Raw genomic sequence first — 20,339 nt, 5'->3', positions numbered from 1 at the left:
CGTCATGTCCGCCGCGACCACCGTCGACGCGACCCCCGGGTCCACCGACAGCGGAGCGAACCCAACGTTGTTTCGCACCGTACTCGGAAGCTTCTGCACCGGAGTCGCCGTCATTGCCACTGTCGAGGACGGGGAGCCCGTCGGATTCGCCTGCCAGTCGTTCTCGGCGCTGTCCCTTGACCCGCCGCTGATCCTGTTCTGCCCCAGCAGGAACTCGCGAGCCTGGCATGCGATCGAACGGGTCGGGCGATTCACCGTCAACGTGCTCGCCGAGGACCAGCTCGAGGTGAGCTCGACCTTCGGGCGCCGCGGGCAGGACAAGTTCGCCGGCACCCGATGGACCCGGTCACCCGGCGGAGCCCCAGTCCTCGACGGCGTACTCGCATGGATCGACTGCGAGGTGGCGGATGTCCTCGATGGCGGCGACCACCACATCGTGACCGGCCGGGTCACCGGTCTCGCCACAACCGGCCCCGACAGTCCCCTCCTCTTCTATCGCGGCACCTACGCCACCGTCGACCCCGCCGGAACGAACCACCTCGATCCGGCGGTCAGGAGTCTCGTCGACAGGCGTTACGACTGGTTCTGACCACCAACTCTCACACCGTTTCCGCACGGCCGAGCCGGCGCGGACGTCGAGCAATCCCTCGACGTCCCGCCGCTCGGCCGCACTCGTACCAGCACCACCGCTCGCGGCTCTCGGCGGCGGAGCCGCCCTTGTCGCGGCCGGAACCGCGGCCTGCGCGTCACCCCGACCGGTCTCTCCCGCAATGGCATCCGGCACCGCGGACCGGTTCCGCACCCGGGTCGTCCTGCTCGGGACCGCCGGCGGGCCGCCTGGTGGACGAGATGGTCGACCTGCTGACCCGCGCGTTCGCAACCGACTACGACGACCGAGCCTTCGACAACCGCAAGCCGCCGCGGCCGCGACGTTCACCGCGCACGACGTGCCGATCCCGACGCAGTACCTTGCGGATCCGAACGGAAACCCACAGCCCGGGATGAGCCCGGTGCCGTTCTACGAGGACGATCACGTGCGCGTGTCGGAACGCCCAGGCCCTGACGCAAGCAACGCCCCGACCGTACTCCCGGTCGGGGCGTTGCTGATTCGGCAGTCGATCTACAGGCCGAGGAACCGTTCGGCGTTTCCGCGGCCGATGAGTTGCCGGGCCTGCTCGTCGAGGAACTCGCTCTTGCGCACTACCTCGCCGACGGGTCGCTCGCCGAGCGGGTACGGGTAGTCACTGCCGACCATGACCCGTTCGGCACCCACCGTGTCGACGAGGAGCCTCAGCGCACGCTCGTCGAAAACCACCGAGTCCACGTAGAAGCGACCGAGGTAGTGCGACGGCGGGTACGCGGACGTGCCGATCACGTCGTTGCGACGGTGCCAGGCGTTCTCCATCCTGCCGAGCCAGAACGCGAACGATCCTCCGCCGTGGGCGAATCCGATCCTCAGTCGCTTGTGAATCCGGTCGAACACCCCGCCGAGGACCAAGGCGAGGATGGACAGGTGCGTCTCCGCCGGCATCGCGGTCAGCCACTGCGCCATCCACCGGTCGAGCCGCGGCGAGCTCGCCATGTCCCAGGGATGCACGAAGACCGGGACGTCGAGCGCCGCGCAGTGCTGGAGGAAAGTGACGACCCCCTCGCTGTCGAGGTCACGGTCCCCGACGTGGTTACCGATCTCGACTCCGCGGTGCCCGTTGGCTATGCACCGTTCCAGCTCTCGGCAGGCCGCGTCCGCATCCTGCAGTGGAACCTGACAGAACGGAATCAACCGGTCGGCGGCCGGCTCGACGATCTCGAGGGCCAGGTCGTTGAAGATCCGCGCGATTCGCTCGGCCTGCACACCCGGTCGGCCGTAGTTGAAGAACGCCGGCGTCGGCGAGACGACCTGCCGGTCAACCCCGTCCGCGTCCATGTCGCGCAGCCGTGTCTCGGCGTCCCAGCAGTCCGCCTGGATTCGGCGGAACTCCTTGGTGCCCATCATGATCATCGCCTCGGACTCGGATTCGACCCGCAGCCACGGAGCGTCCGGACCCGCCTCGGCCGTCAGGTCGGGCCACCCCCGCGGCACGTAGTGTGTGTGGACGTCGATGATTCCGCTCACGTCTCACCCCTTGCCTGGATGCAGGGTTCCGCAGTTCGCACAGGTGCGCGCGTCGACGTTCTCGTAGAACCGGGTGAAGACCGGCGGCAGGTCTGCCACGATGTCGCGCACCTGCAGCTCGATCTCGTGGATGAGGTTGTTGCACTCGAGGCAGTACCACTGGAACTTCTCGAGGGTGCCCTCGCGGCGGACCCGCTCGATGACCAGGCCGATGGAACCGGCGGTGGGTCGCTGCGGGGAGTGCGGCAGATTGCCGGGCAGCAGCCAGGTCTCGCCCTCACGAATATGGACCGTCTCGGGGCCGTTCTCGGTCATGACGTTGACGTGGATGTCGCCCTCGAGCTGATAGAACCACTCCTCGTACGGATCGAGGTGGTAGTCGGTGCGCTGATTGGGTCCGCCGACCACCTGGACGATGAAATCGTCACCCAGCGCCATCGTCTGGTTGTTCACGGGCGGCGCCAGGAGGTGGCGGTTCTCGGCGATCCACTTCTGGAAGTCGACGACTGGCGGGATACGGGTCATGAGTGGTCCTCCGGGTCTGCGATGACGGTGAGGTTCTTGTGGCGGTCGGCGGGCAGGTACGCCACGCCCTGGATCTCGATCAGCAGGTGTGGGTGCGGAAGCTGGTGCACCGCAACCGTGGTGCGGGTGGGCCCGGACTCGTCGAACAGCTCCGCGTAGACCTCGTTGTAGCCACCGAAGTCGTTCATCGAGACCAGGTACGACGTGACCTGCACGAGGTCGCTCAACTCGGCACCGACCTCGGCGAGGATCGCCGCGATGTTCTCGATCACCGCGCGGGTCTGGGCCCGGATGTCGAGCTTCGTGGTGCCCATCTCGTCGACCTCGACGCCGACGAGCGTGTTGTCTGTCCGACGCGAGCTGGTACCCGAGACGTAGACGAAGTCCCCGACGACCTTCACGTGCGGGAATCGGCCACGCGGGGTGGCGAGTCGTTCGATGACCTTGGCACCGCTTCCGTTGTCGCTCATGCGATTCCCTTCACGGTGACGCGACCGAGGCCGGCGATGTCGCAGTCCGCGACACCCGGGGTCAGTGGCAAAGCCGCCGTCGCGGCACCGGCGAGCACGACGTCCCCGGCGCGCAACGGGATCCGGCGACGACGGCACATGCCGAGCATCGCGTGCAACGCCTGGACGGGGTCGTCCAGGATCGCCGCGGTCGACCCCGTGATCGACTGTCCACCGGCCACCAGGCGCACCGCGAGATCGCCCACGGACTGCATCGCGTGCCACGGACCGATCACGAACGCAGCCGCGGAGGTGTTGTCGGCGACGACGTCGGTGTACGTGAACCGGAAGTCCCGGTAGCGCGAATCGATGATCTCCATCGCGGGAGCGACGGCGTCGACACAGGATTCGATGTCGACCGCCGGATCGTCGAGGTCCACGTCGCGCGAGAGCCGGTACGCGATCTCGGGTTCGATCTTGGGATGGATGAACCGGTGCAGGTCGACGTCGCCACCGTCGTCGACGACCATCGCATCGGTGAGCCGGCCGACGATGACGTCGGACACCCCCATCTGCGCCATCTTCGCCTTGCTGGTGAAGCCGAGTTTCACACCCACGAGCGACTCTCCACGACCAAGACGCAGACCGACCAGGGCCTCCTGGACGCGATAGGCGTCCGCGATGTCGAGGTCCAGCTCGTCCGCGAGGCTCACGGTGTCGGTCACGGTGCACTGAGCGGCGTCCAGCCGCCGTGCCAGGCTGTCGATTTCGATGCTGTCCAGTGTTTTCACTGTCATCGGTCCTCGTTCCTCGGAAGTCACAGCTGCACACACACATTCGTCGGCTCGGTGTAGAAGTGGAGTGAGGACTCTCCGCCCTCGCGGCCGATCCCGGACAGGCCCACGCCGCCGAAGGGGGAACGCAGCTCACGCGTGAACCAGGTGTTGACCCAGGAGATACCGACCTGCATCCGCTGTGCGACCCGGTGCCCGCGCCGGAGGTCGTTCGTCCAGACCGCCGCCGCCAGGCCGTATTCGCTGTCGTTGGCCAGCGCGATGGCCTCCTGCTCGGTGTCGAAGGGAATCAAGGCCGCCACCGGTCCGAAGATCTCCTCCCGCGCCGCGCGATCGGTGTTCGTCAGCCCGGTCCAGAGCGTCGGCTGGATCCACGATCCGCCCGTGAAATCCGCGCCCAGGTCCGGGACACCGCCGCCGGTGAGCACCTCGGCCCCGGCCTGCTCGGCGATCTCGAAGTAGCCGCGGACCTTCTCTCGGTGCGCCTGGGAGATGAGTGGACCTGTAGTGGTCGACGGGTCGGCCGGCGCGCCGAGACGGAGCGCTTCGGCCCGCTGGACCAGCCCGGCAGCGACGTCGTCGAAGATGCTGCGCTGCACGTACACCCGCTCGGTGCACAGGCACACCTGTCCGGTGTTCGTGAAGACCGACCGGGACAGCCCGGTGAGCGCCTCGTCGATGTCCACGTCGTCGAACACGACCGCGGCGTTCTTGCCGCCGAGTTCGAAGGACACCGGCCGGACCCGCGGGGCGACGGTCTTCATCACATGTGCGCCGGTGGCCGTCGATCCGGTGAAGGTGACGCCGTCGATGTCCGGATGCGCGGTGAGGAACTCCCCCGCCGAACTCCTGCCGAACCCGTGCACGACGTTGTAGACGCCGCGCGGCAGTCCGACCTCCTCCAGCACCTCGGCGAGCAGCGTTGCGGTGGAGGGTGTTTCCTCGCTCGGCTTGACCACGACGGCATTTCCGCACGCCAACGCCGGCGCCACCTTCCAGGTCAAGAGCAGCAGCGGCAGGTTCCACGGCACGATCACCGCCACCACGCCCAGCGGCTTGCGCACCGCGTAGTTCAGGGCCTGCCGGCCGCCCGCGAGATCGGTGACGAACGATTCCTGCCCGGCCGCGGCCGCGATGTCGGCGAACGCGCGGAAATTGGCCGGCGCCCGGGCCACATCGAGCTCGCGCGCCTGCGTGATCGGCTTGCCGGTATCGGCGATCTCGGCGGCGACGAACTCCTCGAACCGCTCCTCGATCCGGTCGGCCGCCCGCCGCAACAATGCCGCTCGCTCTAGCACCGGCGTGTCCGACCAGCCGTTGTCGAGCGCTCGCCGGGCCGCGTGGACGGCGCGGTCGACCAGCGCGTGGTCGGCCTCGTGAACCCGGGCGATCAGCCGCCCGGTGGCGGGGTCGAGGTTCTCGAAGCTGCGGTCCGGATCCGGGTCGACGAATTCGCCGTCCACGTAATTGCGAATCCAGCCTTCGCGGGGTGTGGTCATGGATCCATGATTGGCCCACAATCCATACCGAACAAATGCGAATTCCATCGCAAGCTATGCCGAAATGACATGCCTGCTTCGGTCGGCGGCCGTCACCCCCGCCCCTGCTCGACGACCCAGGCGGCGATCTGCGTCCGCGAGTTGAAGCCGAGCTTGGCCAGGACGTGCTCGACGTGCCCCTGCGCGGTGCGCTGCGAGATCACGAGTTTCTCGGCGATCGCCCGGTTGGTCAGGCCCTGCGCGACCAGATCAGCGACCTGACGTTCTCGACGGGTCAGCAGGTCGGCCGTCTTCGCGGTCGCCGGGCCCCCCGACCTCTCGTCGGGGCGCTCACCTAGCGCATACGCGATTGCGTCCGCCAGACCGAGACCCCGGCCCTCCCGGACAGCCGCGTCGAACGCACGGTCACCGAGGGCACGTCGGCACTGCCGTCGGCACTCGTCTTGGGACACACGCAGTTTCGCAACCATGACCGCGGGGATCTCCATGACCTGGTGCTGGGCCTGGGCCGCCCCCAGCAGGACGGCGGCGCGGCGCTCCTGACGCTCGGCGGCCGCACTCCAGGCGAGCGCCTCCAGGCACCCGGCAGCCGCGATGCGGTCGTCGACCACACGCGCGAGACGCAATGCCCGCTCCATCAGCCCGCTCGCGCGCTGCCGATCGCCCTGCCGCCACAACACGAGCGCGAGCAACCAGTTCGCGCGTGCCCGGTACTCGTACTCCCCGCGGGGTTCGGTGATCGCGACCACCTGCTCGTGCCACGAGACCGCCTGCGTGTAGTCCCCGCGTGCGCCGGAGGCGATGCCGAGCCCCTGCAACGACCAGATCTCCCGGTGCAGGTCGCCCTCGTCGCGGAACCCCGCCAGCGCATCCTCGAAGCGCTCGGCCGCGCGTGGGAAGTCGCCGCTGTACAACGCGATTCGTCCGGCCGTCAGGTGCAGCAATGGGTGCAGCGACCGATCGGTCACGCGCTTCTCCAGGCACCGCGCCTCCTCCCAGCACGCCGTGGCGGCGGCCAGGTCGAGCTGCATCGAGGCCAGTTGGCTCGCACTGCACAACGCCATGACGCGGTCGTCGGGCGGCGCCCCCTCGGCGGCCAACAGCCGGGCGAACCAGTGCCGGCCCTCGCTGAGCAAGCCGAAGCACATCCAGAACGGGACCAGGGCGTTCGCGATGCGCAACCCGGCATCCGCCTCGGCCGGCTCCACCAGCGAGAACTCCATCGCATCGCGCAGGTTCGGCTGCTCGCGACCCAGGCGGGCGATCCACTCCGCCTGGCGGGGTCCGATCCATTCCACCCCCGCCTGGTGGACGAGCCGCTCACACCAGTCTCGGTGCCGCCGCCGCAGGCGCGCGTACTCCCCCGCCCCCTGCAGTCTCTCCCGGCCGTAGTCGGACAGTGTCTCCAGGAGCCGGTACCGCACCGCGTTGCCCGGTTCCTCCCGGATCAGGATCGACTTGTCGACCAGCGAGGACACCCCGTCGAGCACCCCCTGCGCCGTAGGGTCTCCGCCGCAGACGTCCTCCGCCGCGTCCAACTCGAAGCCGCCCGCGAACACCGACAGCCGGGCCCACAGCACCCGCTCGCTCTCGGTGCACAGCTCGTAGCTCCAGTCGATGCACATCCGCAGCGTCTGCTGCCGCGTCGGCGCGCTCCGACTCCCCCGGGTCAGCAGCTGGTACCGATCCGTGAGCCGCTGCAGGATCTGCTCTGGCGACATCGATCGCAACCGCGCGACCGCCAATTCGATCGGCAGCGGCAGACCGTCGAGCTGCTGGCAGATCCTGGTGACCGCGTCCTGATTGTCCTCGGTGATCCCGAACCCCGGCACAGCCGAGCAGGCCCGCTCGGTGAACAGCGTCACCGCCTCGTAACTGGGCAAACCCTGCAGCGACGCGGGCCTGTGCGGATCCGGGACGGTGAGCGGGGGCACCCGCAGGACCGACTCTCCGCCGATGCTCAGCGGCTCCCTGCTGGTCGCCAGGATCCGGAGCTCGGGGCAGGTGCGCAGCAGGAACGCCGCCAGTCCGGCGACGGGTTCCACCTGGTGCTCGCAGTTGTCGAGCAACAGCAGCACGTGCAGCGCAGCCAGGTGGTCGGCCAGCAACTCGAGTGGCGGCTGCGCCGAGTGCTCCCGCAGTCCGAGCGCGACGGCGACGGTGTCGGTCAGCAGCGCGGGATCGTGCAACTCGGCCAGTTCCACCAGCCACACCCCGTCGGTGAACACCCGACGTGAGTCCGCGGCCAACCGCAGCGCGAGCCGGGTCTTGCCGACCCCACCCATCCCCGTCAGCGTGACGACCCGAGACTCCGACAGCAGGCGGCGCGCCTCGGCCAACTCGCGGCGGCGGCCGACGAAGCTGGTCAGTTCCAGGGGAAGGTTCCCGACCTTGCCCCGCACGGCGACTGCCATAGACCCGTCACTCTCATCACGCGGCCCCACAGTCACGGTACGCCCGCCGCAGCGACTCGGGTCAGCGCCTCAGGTAGTCCAACTGCACCCGCACCGACTGCTCGGCGACCGGCCACAACTTCTGGTCGACGTCCGAGTACACGTGCTCGACCACCTGCCGCACCGAGGCGTCGTGACCGAGCGTCTCGAGCGCCGCCCGCACCTGATCGAGCCGCTCCTCCCGGTGCGCGAGGTACGCCCGCGCGACCGACTGCAGGTCGGGCAGGTCCGGGCCGTGGCCGGGCAGCACCGTCCGTCCGGCGCCGAGGTCGATCAGCGCCCGCAGCGAGGACAGGTAGTCCCCCAGGTCGCCGTCGGTCGAGTCCAGGACCGTGGTCCCCCTGCCGAGGATGGTGTCGCCGGTGAGCACCGACCCCTCCCCCTCGATCACGAACGACGTCGAGTCCTTCGTGTGCCCAGGGGTCCGCAGCACGCGGATCGCGAGTCCGACCTCCTCGATCAGCTCGCCGTCGGGCAGGCCGGCATCGGTGTGCCGGCGGAACTGCGGATCCACCGCGCGCACCGGCGACCCGGTCAGCCCGACGAACCGGTCGATACCCTCGGTGTGGTCCCGATGCCGGTGCGTGATCAGCGTCAACGCCACCGGGCCGACCTCGGCGATCCGCAGCAGGTGTTCCTCGTCGGCCTCGCCGGGGTCGACCACGACGATCTCCTCCCGGCCCGGGGCGCGCAGGATCCAGGTGTTGGTGCCGTCGAGGGTCATCATGCCGGGGTTGTTCTCGAGCATCACCGCCGCGATCGGGGTGACCTGTCGCAGCTGCGCGTACGCCGGGTGTGCGGTGGTCATGGGCTCAGCGCACCTCCGCGATGACTTCCACCTCGACGGGCGCACCGAGCGGCAGTTCGGCGACCCCGACCGCGGACCGGGCGTGCACCCCGGCGTCGCCGAAGACCTCGCCGATCAGTTCGGACGCGCCGTTGATCACGCCCGGCTGGCCGGTGAAGCCGTCCGCCGACGCGACGAAGCCGACGACCTTGACGATCCGGACCACCGAGTCCAGTCCGACCAACGCGTCGATCGCGGCGAGGGCGTTGAGAGCGCACGTGCGAGCCGCACTCTTGGCGGCGTCCGCGTCGACCGCACCGCCGACCTTGCCCGTCAGCGTCAACTCGCCGTCGACGAAGGGCAGCTGGCCGGAGGTGTAGACGAGGTTCCCGCTCTGCACGGCGGGCACGTACGCGGCCACCGGGGCGGCCACCGGCGGCAGCTCGATGCGCAGTTCGGCGAGGCGCGCCGACCAGTCGGTCATGCCTTCGGCCGCTTGAGGTAGGCCACGTGCTGCTCGCCGGTCGGGCCGGGCAGCACCGACACCAGCTCCCAGCCGTCCGCGCCCCACTGGTCGAGGATTTGCTTGGTGGCGTGGGTCAGCAGCGGCACGGTGGCGTATTCCCAGGTAGTCAATTCGCTCATGGCGGTGAGCCTAGTCGGATCACTGTCGGGCACCGCGACTTATAGGCTCGGGGGGTGGCAGCACCTGCGAACGCACCCGTATACGAGTGGCCCGCCAAGGCGGACAAGGCCCGGTTGCACTTCGTCTCCGGCAAGGGAGGAACCGGGAAGTCCACGGTCGCAGCGGCTTTGGCGCTGGCACTGGCAGCGGGCGGCCGACGTGTCCTGCTCGTCGAGGTGGAGGGACGGCAGGGCATTGCCCAGCTGTTCGACGTGCCGCCGCTGCCGCACGTCGAGACCAAGATCGCGACCGCCGACGGCGGCGGCGAGGTGTTCGCCCTGGCACTGGACATCGAGACGGCGTTTCTCGAGTACCTCGACATGTTCTACAACCTCGGGTTCGCGGGCCGCGCGATGCGCCGCATCGGGGCGATCGAGTTCGCGACCACCCTGGCTCCGGGCCTGCGCGACGTGCTGGTCACCGGCAAGATCAAGGAGTGCGTGGTGCGCACCGACAAGTCGGGGGTCCCGGTCTACGACGAGGTGGTGGTCGATTCGCCGCCGACCGGTCGGATCGGTAGCTTCCTCGACGTGACGAAGGCGATGGCCGACCTGGCCAAGGGGGGTCCGGTGCACTCGCAGTCGGAGGGCGTGGTGCGACTGCTGCACTCCGACGAGACGATGGTGCACCTGGTGACGCTGCTCGAGGCGCTGCCGGTCCAGGAGACCTCGGACGCCGTGCAGGAGCTCGAGGCGGCGGACCTGCGGCTGGGCACGGTGATCGTCAACCGCAGCGGCACCGCGTACCTGCCACCGGAGACGATGGCCGAGGCCGCGGCCGGACGCATCGACGCCGCCGCTGTGAAGGCGGGCCTGGACGCCGCGGGCATCGCGCTCTCCGACGAGGACTTCGCCGGACTGCTCACCGAGAGCATCGAGAACGCCGCGACCCTCGCGGCCCAGGACGACAGCGCGATCGAGCTGGACAAGCTCGACGTCGCGCGGCTGCACCTGTCCGCGCTGACCGACGGCGTCGACCTCGGCGGGCTGTACGAGCTGGCCGAGCAGCTCGCCGAGCAGGGTGTCCGGTGACGGCCGCGCTCGACGTCGACGCGATCCTCACCGACCCGAAGTCGCGGATCGTGGTGTGCTGCGGGGCCGGTGGCGTCGGCAAGACCACGACCGCCGCGTCGATGGCGCTGCGGGCAGCGGAGGAGGGCCGGCGCGTCGTGGTGCTCACCATCGACCCGGCCCGCAGGCTGGCGCAGGCGCTGGGGGTCCGCGAGCTCGACAACACCCCGCAGCCGGTGCCGCTGGGCCCCGGCGCGACCGGCGAGCTGCACGCGATGATGCTGAACATGCGCCGCACCTTCGACGACATGGTGCTCGAGCACTCGACGCCGGAGAAGGCCCAGCAGATCCTCGCGAACCCCTTCTACCAAACAGTCGCGACGTCGTTCTCCGGCACGCAGGAGTACATGGCGATGGAGAAGCTGGGCCAGCTCGCCGCCAGCGACGAGTGGGACCTGGTGGTCGTCGACACGCCGCCGTCGCGAAACGCGCTGGACTTCCTCGACGCCCCGCAGCGGCTCGGCGCGTTCCTCGACGGCCGGATGATCCGGATGCTGTCGGCCCCCGGCCGCGGGATCGGACGTCTGGTCACCGGTGCGATGGGGCTGGCACTCAAGGCCGTCAACACCATCGTGGGCAGCAAGATGCTCTCGGACGCGTCGGCGTTCGTCCAGTCCTTCGAGTCCATGTTCGGCGGATTCCGTGAGCGGGCCGCCCGCACCTACGAGCTGCTGCGTGCCGATGGGACGCACTTCCTGGTGATCGCCGCGGCCGAGCCGGACGCGCTACGGGAGGCCTCGTTCTTCGTCGACCGGCTCTCCACCGAGGGGATGCCGCTGGCGGGCCTCGTGCTCAACCGCACCCACCCGACGCTGAGCGCACTGCCCGCCGACCACGCGGTGGCCGCCGCCGACCTGCTCAAGGAGCGCGGCGAGCACCCGCTGGCCGTGGCGGTGCTGAGGATTCACGCGGAGCGGGCCCGGACCGCACAACGGGAGCTGCGACTACTCGGTCGGTTCACCGGTGCCCACCCGCGGGTCCCGATCGTCGGGGTGCCGTCGCTGCCGTTCGAGGTCTCCGACCTCGACGCCCTGCGTGCGGTCGCCGATCAGCTCACCGGTCGGGCGTAACCGGCTGCTGCGCGGCGCTCCCGGGCAGGGACTCGTCGACGGACTCCGGACGTCGGGCCTGGCGCAGGACCATCGCTCCCAACCCGGCCGCGATCAAGCACGCGACCGCGCCCATCATCAGGCCGACGCGACCGCCGAACTGCTGCGACACCGCACCGGCGATCGGTCCGCCGATCGGTGTGGACCCGAGGAACGCAACCGACCACAGCGCCATCACCCGGCCGCGCATGCTGGGTTCGGCCTCGAGCTGCAGCGTGCTGTTTCCGGTGGACAGGAAGCTGACGCTGGCGGCGCCGACCAGTACCAACGCGACGAGTTCGAGCCACAACGTCGGCGCCAGTGCGGCCGCGGCGATGACCACGCCGAAGATCGCCGACGAGGCGATCAGCGCCGCGACGCCGGTACGCCCGCGTGCCGCGACATACAGTCCGCCCACCACGGCGCCGGCCCCCATCGCCGCGGTCATGAAGCCGTACACCTGGGCGTCCGCGTCGAAGGTGGTGCGCGCGACGACCGGCAGGACCACCTGGAACTCGTAGGCCAGGCAACCGACCAGCGCCATCATCAGCAGCGGAACGAGCAGCGTGGGGGTCCGCCGGACGTAGCGCAGGCCCTCACGCAGCTGGCCGGGACTTCGGACCGCGGGCGGGGAGGGCTGCAATGCGGCGCCGTCCAACCTGATCAACGATGCGACCACGGCCACGAAGCTGACCGCGTTGATCAGGAAGCAGATCCCTAGCCCGCCGGTGGCGATGACGATGCCCGCGACAGCGGGACCGATCGCACGCGCCGCGTTGACCAGCACCGAGTTGAGACTCACCGCATTGTGCAGGTGCTCGGGCCCGACCATCTCCAGCACGAAGGCCTGGCGGGCGGGATTCTCGAAGCAGTTGTTGAGGCCGAGCAGGAATGCGAGCACGTAGACCTGCCACAACGTCACCGTGTGCGTCACGGTCAGCACACCCAGCGTCAGCGCGAGCACGCCCATCATGGACTGCAGCCCGATCATCAGCCGACGCTTGTCCACCCGGTCCGCGACCACGCCGCCGTACGGGCCCAGCAGCAGCACCGGCAGCGTCTGCAGCGCGACGACCAAGCCGAGCGCGGTGCCGGAGCCGGTCAGCTGGAGCACCAGCCAGGACTGCGCGACGGTCTGCATCCAGGTGCCGATCATCGACACGGCCTGGCCGGAGAAGTAGAGCCGGTAGTTCGGAACGGTCAGGGCAGAGAAGGTCGCACGCCGGGCGCCGGCCAGGGTGCTCATGCCCGCACCGGCCGGGCGTCCGCGACGGCCGGGGTGGGCGAGGCCGCCTGGCGGGGCGCGGACATCTGCTCGGCGAGGGCTTCGACCCCGGGCAGCGCCGCCAGCAACGACTCGGCCTGGCCGTGCGGCAGTCGGGCCAGCGCGTCGGTGAACAACGAGGTCCGCTCTCGGCGTAGCCGCTGGTGCAGCTCCTCACCAGCGGCGGTGACCTGGACCAGCACCGCCCGACGGTCGCCGGGATCGGCGGAGCGAGAGAGCAGTCCGTCGGCCTCGAGCTTGCCGATGACGCGAGAGAGCATTGTCGGGTTGAGGCCCTCGACCTCCGCGACGGCGCCGGCGCCGAGCGGTCCGAGCCGGGCGACCGTGCCGAGGACCGAGAGTTGGGTGCGGGTGAGCCCGCCGCCGGACACCTGCCGGTCGACCAGTCGGGAGATCCGGGCCAACGCGATCTTCAGCCTGGTGACCTCGTCCTCGGACGGAACGTTCGTCATCCGCACTCCCTCGAATTGATTGCCTATCGGCAAGCATATAACTCCAGGGAGAACGCGGCCACCCTGCCGGCACCGGACAACGCTGCGATGATCGGCGGCATGGCCGAACTGCCCGACTGGGCGCGCACGCTCGATCTGACCCCGCACCCGGAGGGTGGCTGGTATCGCGAGACGTGGCGCAGCGACGTCACCATCCCCGCGAGCGCCCTACCCGGCCACCCGGACAACCGGTCCGCGGGAACCGCGATCCTGTTCCTGCTGATGCCGGGCGAGCAGTCCGCGTGGCACACCGTGCGCAGTGACGAGCTCTGGCTCTGGCATCGCGGCGGCGCACTCCAGCTGGACCTTGGCGGCGACGACGACAAACCGACCACAGAGAGCGAGCTGCTACTCGGCGCGGACCTGCTCGCCGGCCAGACACCTCAACTGGTGGTCCCGGCGTGGCACTGGCAGCGGGCACGACCGATCGGGAACGAACCCGCGCTGGTCAGCTGCGTGGTGGTGCCGGGATTCGACTTCGCCGACTTCCGACTCGAGCAGTGACGCCGTCTCGAGCGCGAAACCCGCGTGAACTCGACTCGTCCCGGACAGCGCGCTGGCCGGGATCCTGGGATCCCGGCCAGCGTTCAAAGTTCATTCGTTCAGACGACAGAGGCCTGGTGCCGCTGAGCCTCGAAGAAGTCCGCCCAGGACTCGACCTCGGGGTGCTGCTTGAGCAGCGCCCGGCGCTGACGCTCCGTCATTCCGCCCCACACGCCGAACTCGACCCGGTTGTCGAGAGCGTCCGCGCCGCACTGCATCAGCACGGGGCAGTGCCGGCAGATGGTGGCAGCCTTGCGCTGCGCCGCGCCACGCACGAACAACTGGTCGGGATCAACCGCTCGGCATCGCGCCTGCGTAACCCATGCGATTCGAGCCTCGGCCTCTTCAACATCCAACCGGTGGCCCGGGGTTGTCACGGTCATCTTCTGCCCCTCCTGCAGTACAAGCGTCGCCCTCGCTGACGCTGCGGAAAGTGCGCGTTCTCGCTACCACGAGCGAGTTACACCACATTCCTGAACCAGTGTTATCTCTATCACACTGGGTCACAATTTAGGCAATGTATAACGGCTTGCGCAAGTGCCTGGGCGACTTTTTTGGTACGGACGTGCATCCAGGACAGACAGGCTGGTCACGCGCGCGTGAGTCGACTACGGGGCCACGTACGCTGTCTGAGTGCCGATCGCAAAGACAGTCGCGAAGCTCGCCGGATGCACGGCCTTGGCCGGGGCACTCCTGGCGGGTGTGATGTTCCCGTTGGCCGGCGGGTTCGGGATCGCGTCGAACCGGGCCGCCGACACCGTCGACAACGTTTCAGCCGAACTCGTCGAGGGTGACGTGCCCGCCGTGTCGACGATGGTCGACTCCGCCGGTAACCCCATCGCCTGGCTATACGAGCAGCGGCGATTCGAAGTACCGAGCGACAAGATCTCCAACGACATGAAGCTGGCCATCGTCTCCGTCGAGGACCGCCGCTTCGCCGACCACAAGGGCGTCGACTGGCAGGGCACGGTACGGGCGTTCCTGACCAACACCACCAGCGGCCAGGTCCAGCAGGGCGCGTCGACGATCGACCAGCAGTACGTGAAGAACTACCAGCTGCTGGTGGTCGCGAAGACCGACGCCGAACGCCGGGCGGCGATCGAGACCACCCCGGCCCGCAAGATCCGCGAGATCCGGATGGCGCTGACGCTGGACAAGAAGCTGACCAAGGACGAGATCCTCACCCGGTACCTGAATCTGGTCCCGTTCGGCAACGCATCCTTCGGCATCCAGGACGCCGCCCAGACCTACTTCGGGGTCGACGCGAAGGACCTGAATCTCACCCAGGCCGCGATGCTCGCGGGCATGGTGCAGTCCAGCTCGGCGCTGAACCCGTACACCAACCCGTCGGGCGTGCTCGAGCGGCGGAACACCGTGCTCGACACCATGATCGCGAACATCCCGGACCGGGCCGCCGAGATCCGCGCCGCCAAGTCCGAACCGCTCGGCGTGCTGCCCGAGCCGAAGAGCCTGCCCCGCGGCTGCATCGCGGCGGGCGACCGCGGCTTCTTCTGCGACTACGCGCTGCAGTACCTCGCCAACGCGGGCATCAGCCGCGAGCAGGTCGAGAAGGGCGGTCTGCTGATCAAGACCACCCTCGACCCCGCGGTCCAGAACTCCGCGCACAAGGCGCTGACCGGTACCGCCAGCCCCACCACCGAGGGCGTCGCCGAGGTCATGAACGTGGTGCAGCCGGGCCAGGACCAGCACCGCATCCTCGCGATGAGCAGCAGCCGCAACTACGGCCTCAACGGCGCGATCAACGAGACCGTGCAGCCGCAGCCGTACTCGCTGGTCGGCACCGGCGCCGGATCCATCTTCAAGGTCTTCACCACCGCCGCGGCGATGGAGAAGGGCCTCGGCACCAGCGCGGTCCTGCAGGTTCCCGGCCGGGTCGAGGTCAAGGGCATGGGTTACGGCGGCGCGAAGGGCTGCCCGGCGACCATGTACTGCGTCGAGAACGCCGGCAAGTACCCGGCGTCGCTGTCGGTGACCGACGCGTTGGCGCAGTCGCCGAACACCGCGTTCGTCAAGCTGATCGAGCAGGTGGGCGTCACCCCGACCGTCGACATGGCGGTGCGGCTCGGCATGCGGTCGTACGCGCAGCCCGGGTCGTCCGGACAGGGCGACGGCCAGTCGATGGCGGACATGCAGAAGCAGCAGAACCTCGGTTCGTTCACGCTCGGGCCGACCTGGATCAACCCGCTGGAACTGTCGAACGTCGCGGCCACGCTGGCCTCGCACGGCAAGTGGTGCCCGCCGACGCCGATCGACTCGATCGTCGACCGCAACGGGAAACCGGTGTCCATCACGCAGCAGGCCTGTGAGCAGGTGGTCGACCCGGGCCTGGCCGACACCCTCGCGAACGCCATGAGCAAGGACGACCAGGCCGGCGGTACCTCCGCGGCCGCCGCGGGCGCCGCGGGGTGGCGCCTTCCGATGTCGGGCAAGACGGGTACCACCGAGTCGCACATGTCCTCGGCGTTCCTCGGCTTCACCAACAACCTCGCGGGTTCGGTGTACGTCTACGCCGACTCGCCGAACCCGAAGGAAATCTGCACCTCGCCCCTGCGGCAGTGCGCCGACGGCAACGTGTACGGCGGTAACGAACCCGCCAAGACCTGGTTCACCGCGATCAACCCCATCGTGAACAACTTCGGGCCGACGGCACTGCCGCCGATCGACCCCAAGTACCAGCGCGGGTCGCAGAACGCCCAGCTTCCCAACGTCGCTGGAATGGACCAGTCCCAGGCGACCAGCGCGCTCAAGGCGGCGGGCTTCGGCGTCAACGCGGTGACGGCTGCGGGCGACGGCGCCAAGGGCACGGTGCTGAGCACCTCGCCGGCAGGCTCGGCGGTACCGGGTTCGTCGATCACGCTCTACGTCAGTGACGGTTCCGTCCGGGCGGCACCCGCGCCCGCCCCGGCAGCCCCGGCCCCCGGGCCGCAACCGATCCCCGGGCTGCCCCCGCTCCCCCCGCTGCCCAGGTAACGCGCTTCGCGTCTGTGAGCGAATGTGTACCCCGACCGGGATACACATTCGCTCACAGGCGGCGTAGCTACAGGCGGTCCTTGACGGCCTTCGAGATCCGGGATCCGTCGGCCTTGCCCCCGGCGAGGGCGGTGGCAACCTTCATGACCTGACCCATCTGCCGCATACCGGGTCGCTCACCGAGTTCCTCCGCGACCTGCGCGATCGCGGTGTCCACGACGTCGGCGAGTTCGGCGTCGGTCAGCGGGGTCGGCAGGTACTCGTCGATGATCTGCGCCTCCGCGCGCTCGGTGGCCGCGAGTTCGCCACGGCCCGCCTCGGTGTAGATCTCGGCGGACTCGCCACGCTTCTTCGACTCCTTGGCCAGCACCTTGAGGACCTCGTCGTCGGTGAGCTCGCGGGCCTCCTTGCCGGAGACCTCCTCGGTTTGCACGGCGGCCAGGATCATCCGCAGCGTCTTCAAGCGGAGCGGATCCTTCGCCTTCATCGCCGCCGTCATGTCGGCGCGGAGGGTGGACTTCAGGGTGGGCGTGGAGTCGGACATGGTGCCGAACGCTACGCGCCCGCCCCGCCGACGCGCATGTCGTTTGCGGGCGCTGCGTATCCTGAAATGGTGTTTGACAACCCACGCAATGCCCTCCGCGGTACCGCGGCCGGACTGGCCGGTGCCGCGGCGCTCGGCGTCGGCTATGCCTCGCTGATCGAGCGCAACGCCTTCACCCTGCGGGAAGCCACCATGCCCGTGCTCGAACCGGGGTCCTCGTCTCTGCGCGTGCTGCACATCAGCGACCTGCACATGATGCCCGGGCAGAAGCTCAAGCAGAACTGGTTGCGTGAACTCGACCGCCTCGACCCCGACCTCGTGGTCAACACCGGCGACAACCTGTCCCATCAGCGCGCCGTGCCCGCGGTCGTGCAGTCCCTCGGCGGCCTCCTGGCCCGGCCCGGCCTGTTCGTCTTCGGTAGCAACGACTACTTCGCACCGAAGGCGAAGAACCCGCTCAAGTACTTCAAGAAGGAACACAAGCGCACCCACGGCGAGCCGCTGCCGTGGCAGGACCTGCGCGCGGCGTTCAGCGAGCGCGGCTGGCTGGACGTCACGCACACTCGGCGCGAGCTCGAGGTCGCCGGGATCCGGATCGCGACGGCGGGCGTGGACGATCCGCACCTGAAGCGGGACCGCTACGACACCATCGCGGGTGCGCCGAACCCGATGGCCCACCTCAAGCTGGGTATCACCCACTCCCCCGAGCCGCGGGTGCTCGACCGCTTCGCCGAGGACGGGTACGACCTGGTGCTCGCCGGCCACACCCACGGCGGCCAGCTGTGCCTGCCGTTCTACGGCGCCCTGGTGACGAACTGCCAGCTGGACCGCTCTCGGGTGAAGGGGCCGTCCCGGTGGGGTGCACACACCCGGCTGCACGTCTCGGCCGGGATCGGCACGTCGCCGTACGCGCCGGCGCGGTTCTGCTGCCGACCCGAAGCGACGCTCCTGACATTGGTCGCGGCACCCGATCGAGGCCCCAAAGAGGGCGTTCGACCAGGCGTTTCGCGTTCTTCGGCAGTCGTACGCTAGACTTCGCTGGCTGCCGAAAACGGGCAGCGAGCAAGGCACGGGGTGTGGCGCAGCTTGGTAGCGCGCTTCGTTCGGGACGAAGAGGTCGTGGGTTCAAATCCCGCCACCCCGACAGTGCTTTCGAAGGCGTCATCCGCTCAGGCGGGTGACGCCTTCGTTGCGTTTGGGTCCGGGCCACATCGGCTCCGCACGGGCCTTGCCGGGACCACACACGCGATGAGCGTCCACATCCTGTGCGATTTCGCCAACCGGTGTGCGATCTCCCTGAACAGTGCGCCCGCCGCGACCACCGGCGGCCCGCGGCGGGCGATGCCGGAGGGTTTCAGTCCTGATGGAGCTGCACCAGGTTCCCGCAGGTGTCGTCGAACACGGCCGAGATGCCGGACGGGCCGGTGGTCGGCTCGCCGGTGAACCGGACTCCGAGCGCGCTCAGACGCTCGTATTCCGCCCGCACGTCCGCGGTGCCGAACACGATCGCCGGGAGGCCCTGCGCGTAGACGCCTGCGCGATACGCCTCGGCGACCGGGTTGTCGCTCGGTTCCAGCAGCAGCCCTACCCCGTCCGGATCCTGCGGGGACTTGACGATGAACAGGTGGTGCTCCGGCATTGCCAGCAGCTCCTCGAATCCCAGGGTGTCGCGATAGAACTCGAACGCCGCGGCGGGGTCGACGACGTGGATTCCGCACATCTTGATTCGCATGTAGCCGAGGCTATCGGCCGACGCCGACGGTCGACCCGGTCAGCGACTGGCGACCCGGGCCCCGCGCCCGACGACGCGACCCGCCCTCCTGCCCCAGCACGGCCATGAACACGTTACGAAATTGTTGTCCCGACCGGCCAATTCGTGCCCGCACGCAGTCGTTCGCAATCCCGTAGCTACCGACGAGTAGGGACTTTTCCCAGGTAGATACCACTTTTGTTTAACACTTCGGCAATCCGGTCCAGTGTTGAACCAATAATCACGAAACTGCAACGGGTTCCCAAAGGCAGTGGCATGGTGTGAGGAATTTCATCCAGCCGATGCCCCTCGGCAACACCCGGCGGGGCGCAAGGAGACTCGATGTCGAAGCCCTCAGTACGGCAAGTCGCCGTACCCGTAACCAGCGTGGCGGTGGTCGCCGGCATGATGCTGATCGGCAGCCCGGCCGGCGCCGCGCCCACCACAACCTCCTACAAGAACTCGTGCCAGGCCTCGGCGCTGCTCACCGTCCACAAGGTGGCCGACACCTCGATGACGGTCGACGCACCCGTATCGGTGGCACCCGGCGAGACCTTCACCTACCGCATCCAGCCGGGTGGGGCGTCCTTCCCCGACAGCGAGTCCGGTGCCACCACCACCAACGTCTCACGCCTGAAGGTCGACTACGCGATTCCCGACAACGCCACGTTCGTCAACGCTGCGGTCGTGCCGGGCACCGGAATCAACCTGGACAACGTCGCGCCGAGCGTGCTCCGGGTGGACGATTCGGGCAACGCCAGCGCTTCCGGCAACATCATCCGACTGTCCGGCAACAACCAGACCATCGCGAACGGCCCGTCTTCGAGTACCAACAGCGAGGGCGGCATCCGTGCACCCAAGCTGAAGAAGGACCTCAACGGCAACGCCACCAGCGGCGACAGCTGGTTCCGGTTGCCCGCGGTCGACGTCACGGTAGTTGCAGGGGCATCCGGCGTGATCACCCCGTCGGTCCGTACCGCAGGCAATGCCGCCAATTACAACAACGACATGAACTACTACACCTTCCTGCCGCTGGCCAGCTTCCTCGGCAAGCAGTGGGCGCCGACCCGATGCACCCCACGCGACGCGCAGGGTAGTGCGCTGAACGCCGGTGCCGGCCCGCTGGCCACCATCACCGTCAACGCGCCCGCACTCGCCGACACCACCACCACCCTGAACGTCCCGGCCACCGCCAAGACCGGCACCGCCGTCGACCTCACCGCCACCGTCGCCCCCGCGGGCGCCACCGGCACGGTCCAGTTCAAGGACGGC

The 20,339-nt window shown here is 69.0% G+C and carries 20 protein-coding genes, 1 tRNA gene and 1 pseudogene; 8 read left to right on the top strand and 14 right to left on the bottom strand.

Annotated features, from left to right (window positions below):
• Window positions 1–4 precede the first annotated feature (4 nt).
• Window positions 5–589: a 3-hydroxy-9,10-secoandrosta-1,3,5(10)-triene-9,17-dione monooxygenase reductase subunit gene (gene hsaB, locus ACFVH2_RS02870; RefSeq protein WP_378421345.1), complete on the top strand. Its 585-nt coding sequence runs from the start codon at window positions 5–7 to the stop codon at window positions 587–589.
• A gap of 531 nt (window positions 590–1,120) precedes the next feature.
• On the opposite strand, the gene ACFVH2_RS02865 is transcribed toward hsaB, so the two are convergent.
• The 9 genes from ACFVH2_RS02865 to ACFVH2_RS02825 form a co-directional block, all read right to left on the bottom strand.
• Window positions 1,121–2,113 carry an amidohydrolase family protein gene (locus tag ACFVH2_RS02865; RefSeq protein ID WP_378421342.1) on the bottom strand — a complete coding sequence of 331 codons (993 nt, stop codon included), beginning with the start codon at window positions 2,111–2,113 and terminating at the stop codon, window positions 1,121–1,123.
• A 3-nt stretch (window positions 2,114–2,116) separates the two neighbouring features.
• Window positions 2,117–2,638: a 3-hydroxyanthranilate 3,4-dioxygenase gene (locus ACFVH2_RS02860; RefSeq protein ID WP_378421340.1), complete on the bottom strand. Its 522-nt coding sequence runs from the start codon at window positions 2,636–2,638 to the stop codon at window positions 2,117–2,119.
• Window positions 2,635–3,108 carry a RidA family protein gene (locus ACFVH2_RS02855; protein ID WP_378421338.1) on the bottom strand — a complete coding sequence of 158 codons (474 nt, stop codon included), beginning with the start codon at window positions 3,106–3,108 and terminating at the stop codon, window positions 2,635–2,637. Before ACFVH2_RS02855 ends, ACFVH2_RS02860 begins: the two co-directional genes overlap by 4 nt.
• The gene (locus ACFVH2_RS02850) at window positions 3,105–3,884 is read right to left on the bottom strand and encodes a 2-keto-4-pentenoate hydratase (RefSeq protein ID WP_378421337.1); all 780 of its coding nucleotides are present in this window, start codon (window positions 3,882–3,884) and stop codon (window positions 3,105–3,107) included. Before ACFVH2_RS02850 ends, ACFVH2_RS02855 begins: the two co-directional genes overlap by 4 nt.
• Window positions 3,885–3,904: 20 nt before the next feature.
• Complete coding sequence (locus ACFVH2_RS02845) at window positions 3,905–5,380, bottom strand: 2-hydroxymuconic semialdehyde dehydrogenase (RefSeq protein ID WP_378421335.1); 1,476 nt, start codon at window positions 5,378–5,380, stop codon at window positions 3,905–3,907.
• A 92-nt stretch (window positions 5,381–5,472) separates the two neighbouring features.
• A complete protein-coding gene (locus ACFVH2_RS02840) occupies window positions 5,473–7,794 on the bottom strand; it encodes an ATP-binding protein (RefSeq protein WP_378421333.1) in 2,322 nt (773 codons plus the stop codon).
• A gap of 61 nt (window positions 7,795–7,855) precedes the next feature.
• A complete protein-coding gene (locus ACFVH2_RS02835; protein WP_378421331.1) occupies window positions 7,856–8,641 on the bottom strand; it encodes an MBL fold metallo-hydrolase in 786 nt (261 codons plus the stop codon).
• 4 nt (window positions 8,642–8,645) lie between these two features.
• Window positions 8,646–9,104: a RidA family protein gene (locus tag ACFVH2_RS02830; protein WP_378421329.1), complete on the bottom strand. Its 459-nt coding sequence runs from the start codon at window positions 9,102–9,104 to the stop codon at window positions 8,646–8,648.
• Window positions 9,101–9,265, bottom strand: a complete 165-nt coding sequence (locus ACFVH2_RS02825) for a hypothetical protein (protein WP_378421327.1) — start codon at window positions 9,263–9,265, stop codon at window positions 9,101–9,103. Before ACFVH2_RS02825 ends, ACFVH2_RS02830 begins: the two co-directional genes overlap by 4 nt.
• A 54-nt stretch (window positions 9,266–9,319) precedes the next feature.
• Between ACFVH2_RS02825 and ACFVH2_RS02820 the strand changes: the two genes are divergently transcribed.
• Both ACFVH2_RS02820 and ACFVH2_RS02815 read left to right on the top strand, forming a co-directional pair.
• Window positions 9,320–10,336: an ArsA-related P-loop ATPase gene (locus ACFVH2_RS02820; RefSeq protein WP_378421325.1), complete on the top strand. Its 1,017-nt coding sequence runs from the start codon at window positions 9,320–9,322 to the stop codon at window positions 10,334–10,336.
• A complete protein-coding gene (locus ACFVH2_RS02815) occupies window positions 10,333–11,445 on the top strand; it encodes an ArsA family ATPase (protein ID WP_378421323.1) in 1,113 nt (370 codons plus the stop codon). The genes ACFVH2_RS02820 and ACFVH2_RS02815 overlap by 4 nt, the downstream gene beginning before the upstream one ends.
• Here the strand turns inward: ACFVH2_RS02815 and ACFVH2_RS02810 are convergent.
• Together ACFVH2_RS02810 and ACFVH2_RS02805 are read right to left on the bottom strand one after the other, a co-directional pair.
• Window positions 11,429–12,709, bottom strand: coding sequence for an MFS transporter (locus ACFVH2_RS02810; protein WP_378421321.1), 1,281 nt, complete (start codon window positions 12,707–12,709; stop codon window positions 11,429–11,431). The genes ACFVH2_RS02815 and ACFVH2_RS02810 overlap by 17 nt on opposite strands.
• Window positions 12,706–13,200: a MarR family winged helix-turn-helix transcriptional regulator gene (locus ACFVH2_RS02805; protein ID WP_378421319.1), complete on the bottom strand. Its 495-nt coding sequence runs from the start codon at window positions 13,198–13,200 to the stop codon at window positions 12,706–12,708. Before ACFVH2_RS02805 ends, ACFVH2_RS02810 begins: the two co-directional genes overlap by 4 nt.
• A 99-nt stretch (window positions 13,201–13,299) precedes the next feature.
• Between ACFVH2_RS02805 and ACFVH2_RS02800 the strand changes: the two genes are divergently transcribed.
• Window positions 13,300–13,743, top strand: a complete 444-nt coding sequence (locus ACFVH2_RS02800; protein WP_378421317.1) for a cupin domain-containing protein — start codon at window positions 13,300–13,302, stop codon at window positions 13,741–13,743.
• Between the two features lie 98 nt (window positions 13,744–13,841).
• Here the strand turns inward: ACFVH2_RS02800 and ACFVH2_RS02795 are convergent, their stop codons facing one another.
• Window positions 13,842–14,165 (bottom strand): WhiB family transcriptional regulator, encoded by a 324-nt coding sequence (locus ACFVH2_RS02795; protein ID WP_378421315.1) that lies wholly within the window; start codon window positions 14,163–14,165, stop codon window positions 13,842–13,844.
• Between the two features lie 250 nt (window positions 14,166–14,415).
• Between ACFVH2_RS02795 and ACFVH2_RS02790 the strand changes: the two genes are divergently transcribed.
• The gene (locus ACFVH2_RS02790; protein WP_378421313.1) at window positions 14,416–16,773 is read left to right on the top strand and encodes a penicillin-binding protein; all 2,358 of its coding nucleotides are present in this window, start codon (window positions 14,416–14,418) and stop codon (window positions 16,771–16,773) included.
• A 67-nt stretch (window positions 16,774–16,840) separates the two neighbouring features.
• Here the strand turns inward: ACFVH2_RS02790 and ACFVH2_RS02785 are convergent, their stop codons facing one another.
• Window positions 16,841–17,317 (bottom strand): GatB/YqeY domain-containing protein, encoded by a 477-nt coding sequence (locus ACFVH2_RS02785; protein ID WP_378421311.1) that lies wholly within the window; start codon window positions 17,315–17,317, stop codon window positions 16,841–16,843.
• Between the two features lie 66 nt (window positions 17,318–17,383).
• On the opposite strand from ACFVH2_RS02785, the gene ACFVH2_RS02780 reads away from it, so the two are divergent.
• Both ACFVH2_RS02780 and ACFVH2_RS02775 read left to right on the top strand, forming a co-directional pair.
• Window positions 17,384–18,349 (top strand): metallophosphoesterase, encoded by a 966-nt coding sequence (locus ACFVH2_RS02780; protein ID WP_378421310.1) that lies wholly within the window; start codon window positions 17,384–17,386, stop codon window positions 18,347–18,349.
• A gap of 38 nt (window positions 18,350–18,387) precedes the next feature.
• A tRNA-Pro gene (locus ACFVH2_RS02775) sits at window positions 18,388–18,461 on the top strand.
• A 210-nt stretch (window positions 18,462–18,671) separates the two neighbouring features.
• On the opposite strand, the gene ACFVH2_RS02770 is transcribed toward ACFVH2_RS02775, so the two are convergent.
• Window positions 18,672–19,049, bottom strand: a complete 378-nt coding sequence (locus ACFVH2_RS02770) for a VOC family protein (protein ID WP_378421308.1) — start codon at window positions 19,047–19,049, stop codon at window positions 18,672–18,674.
• A gap of 360 nt (window positions 19,050–19,409) precedes the next feature.
• Here ACFVH2_RS02770 and ACFVH2_RS02765 point away from each other — a divergent pair.
• Window positions 19,410–20,339 (top strand): annotated as a pseudogene (locus ACFVH2_RS02765) (Ig-like domain repeat protein); the annotation flags it as partial.

Origin of the sequence: Rhodococcus sp. NPDC127527 (assembly GCF_042672245.1) — a bacterium.
In the GTDB taxonomy this organism is placed as follows: domain Bacteria; phylum Actinomycetota; class Actinomycetes; order Mycobacteriales; family Mycobacteriaceae; genus Rhodococcus_G.
This window is presented reverse-complemented; position numbering and strand designations above follow the sequence as displayed.

Excerpts from the sequence above, each read along its gene's own strand:
- ACFVH2_RS02810 (WP_378421321.1), bottom strand. The coding sequence starts at position 12,709 with ATGAGCACCCTGGCCGGCGCCCGGCGTGCGACCTTCTCTGCCCTGACC.
- ACFVH2_RS02805 (WP_378421319.1), bottom strand. The coding sequence starts at position 13,200 with ATGACGAACGTTCCGTCCGAGGACGAGGTCACCAGGCTGAAGATCGCG.
- ACFVH2_RS02825 (WP_378421327.1), bottom strand. The coding sequence starts at position 9,265 with ATGAGCGAATTGACTACCTGGGAATACGCCACCGTGCCGCTGCTGACC.
- ACFVH2_RS02845 (WP_378421335.1), bottom strand. The coding sequence starts at position 5,380 with ATGACCACACCCCGCGAAGGCTGGATTCGCAATTACGTGGACGGCGAA.
- ACFVH2_RS02795 (WP_378421315.1), bottom strand. The coding sequence starts at position 14,165 with ATGACCGTGACAACCCCGGGCCACCGGTTGGATGTTGAAGAGGCCGAG.
- ACFVH2_RS02770 (WP_378421308.1), bottom strand. The coding sequence starts at position 19,049 with ATGCGAATCAAGATGTGCGGAATCCACGTCGTCGACCCCGCCGCGGCG.
- ACFVH2_RS02785 (WP_378421311.1), bottom strand. The coding sequence starts at position 17,317 with ATGTCCGACTCCACGCCCACCCTGAAGTCCACCCTCCGCGCCGACATG.
- ACFVH2_RS02855 (WP_378421338.1), bottom strand. The coding sequence starts at position 3,108 with ATGAGCGACAACGGAAGCGGTGCCAAGGTCATCGAACGACTCGCCACC.
- ACFVH2_RS02835 (WP_378421331.1), bottom strand. The coding sequence starts at position 8,641 with ATGACCACCGCACACCCGGCGTACGCGCAGCTGCGACAGGTCACCCCG.
- ACFVH2_RS02850 (WP_378421337.1), bottom strand. The coding sequence starts at position 3,884 with ATGACAGTGAAAACACTGGACAGCATCGAAATCGACAGCCTGGCACGG.
- ACFVH2_RS02830 (WP_378421329.1), bottom strand. The coding sequence starts at position 9,104 with ATGACCGACTGGTCGGCGCGCCTCGCCGAACTGCGCATCGAGCTGCCG.
- ACFVH2_RS02840 (WP_378421333.1), bottom strand. The coding sequence starts at position 7,794 with ATGGCAGTCGCCGTGCGGGGCAAGGTCGGGAACCTTCCCCTGGAACTG.
- hsaB (WP_378421345.1), top strand. The coding sequence starts at position 5 with ATGTCCGCCGCGACCACCGTCGACGCGACCCCCGGGTCCACCGACAGC.
- ACFVH2_RS02860 (WP_378421340.1), bottom strand. The coding sequence starts at position 2,638 with ATGACCCGTATCCCGCCAGTCGTCGACTTCCAGAAGTGGATCGCCGAG.
- ACFVH2_RS02800 (WP_378421317.1), top strand. The coding sequence starts at position 13,300 with ATGGCCGAACTGCCCGACTGGGCGCGCACGCTCGATCTGACCCCGCAC.
- ACFVH2_RS02780 (WP_378421310.1), top strand. The coding sequence starts at position 17,384 with ATGGTGTTTGACAACCCACGCAATGCCCTCCGCGGTACCGCGGCCGGA.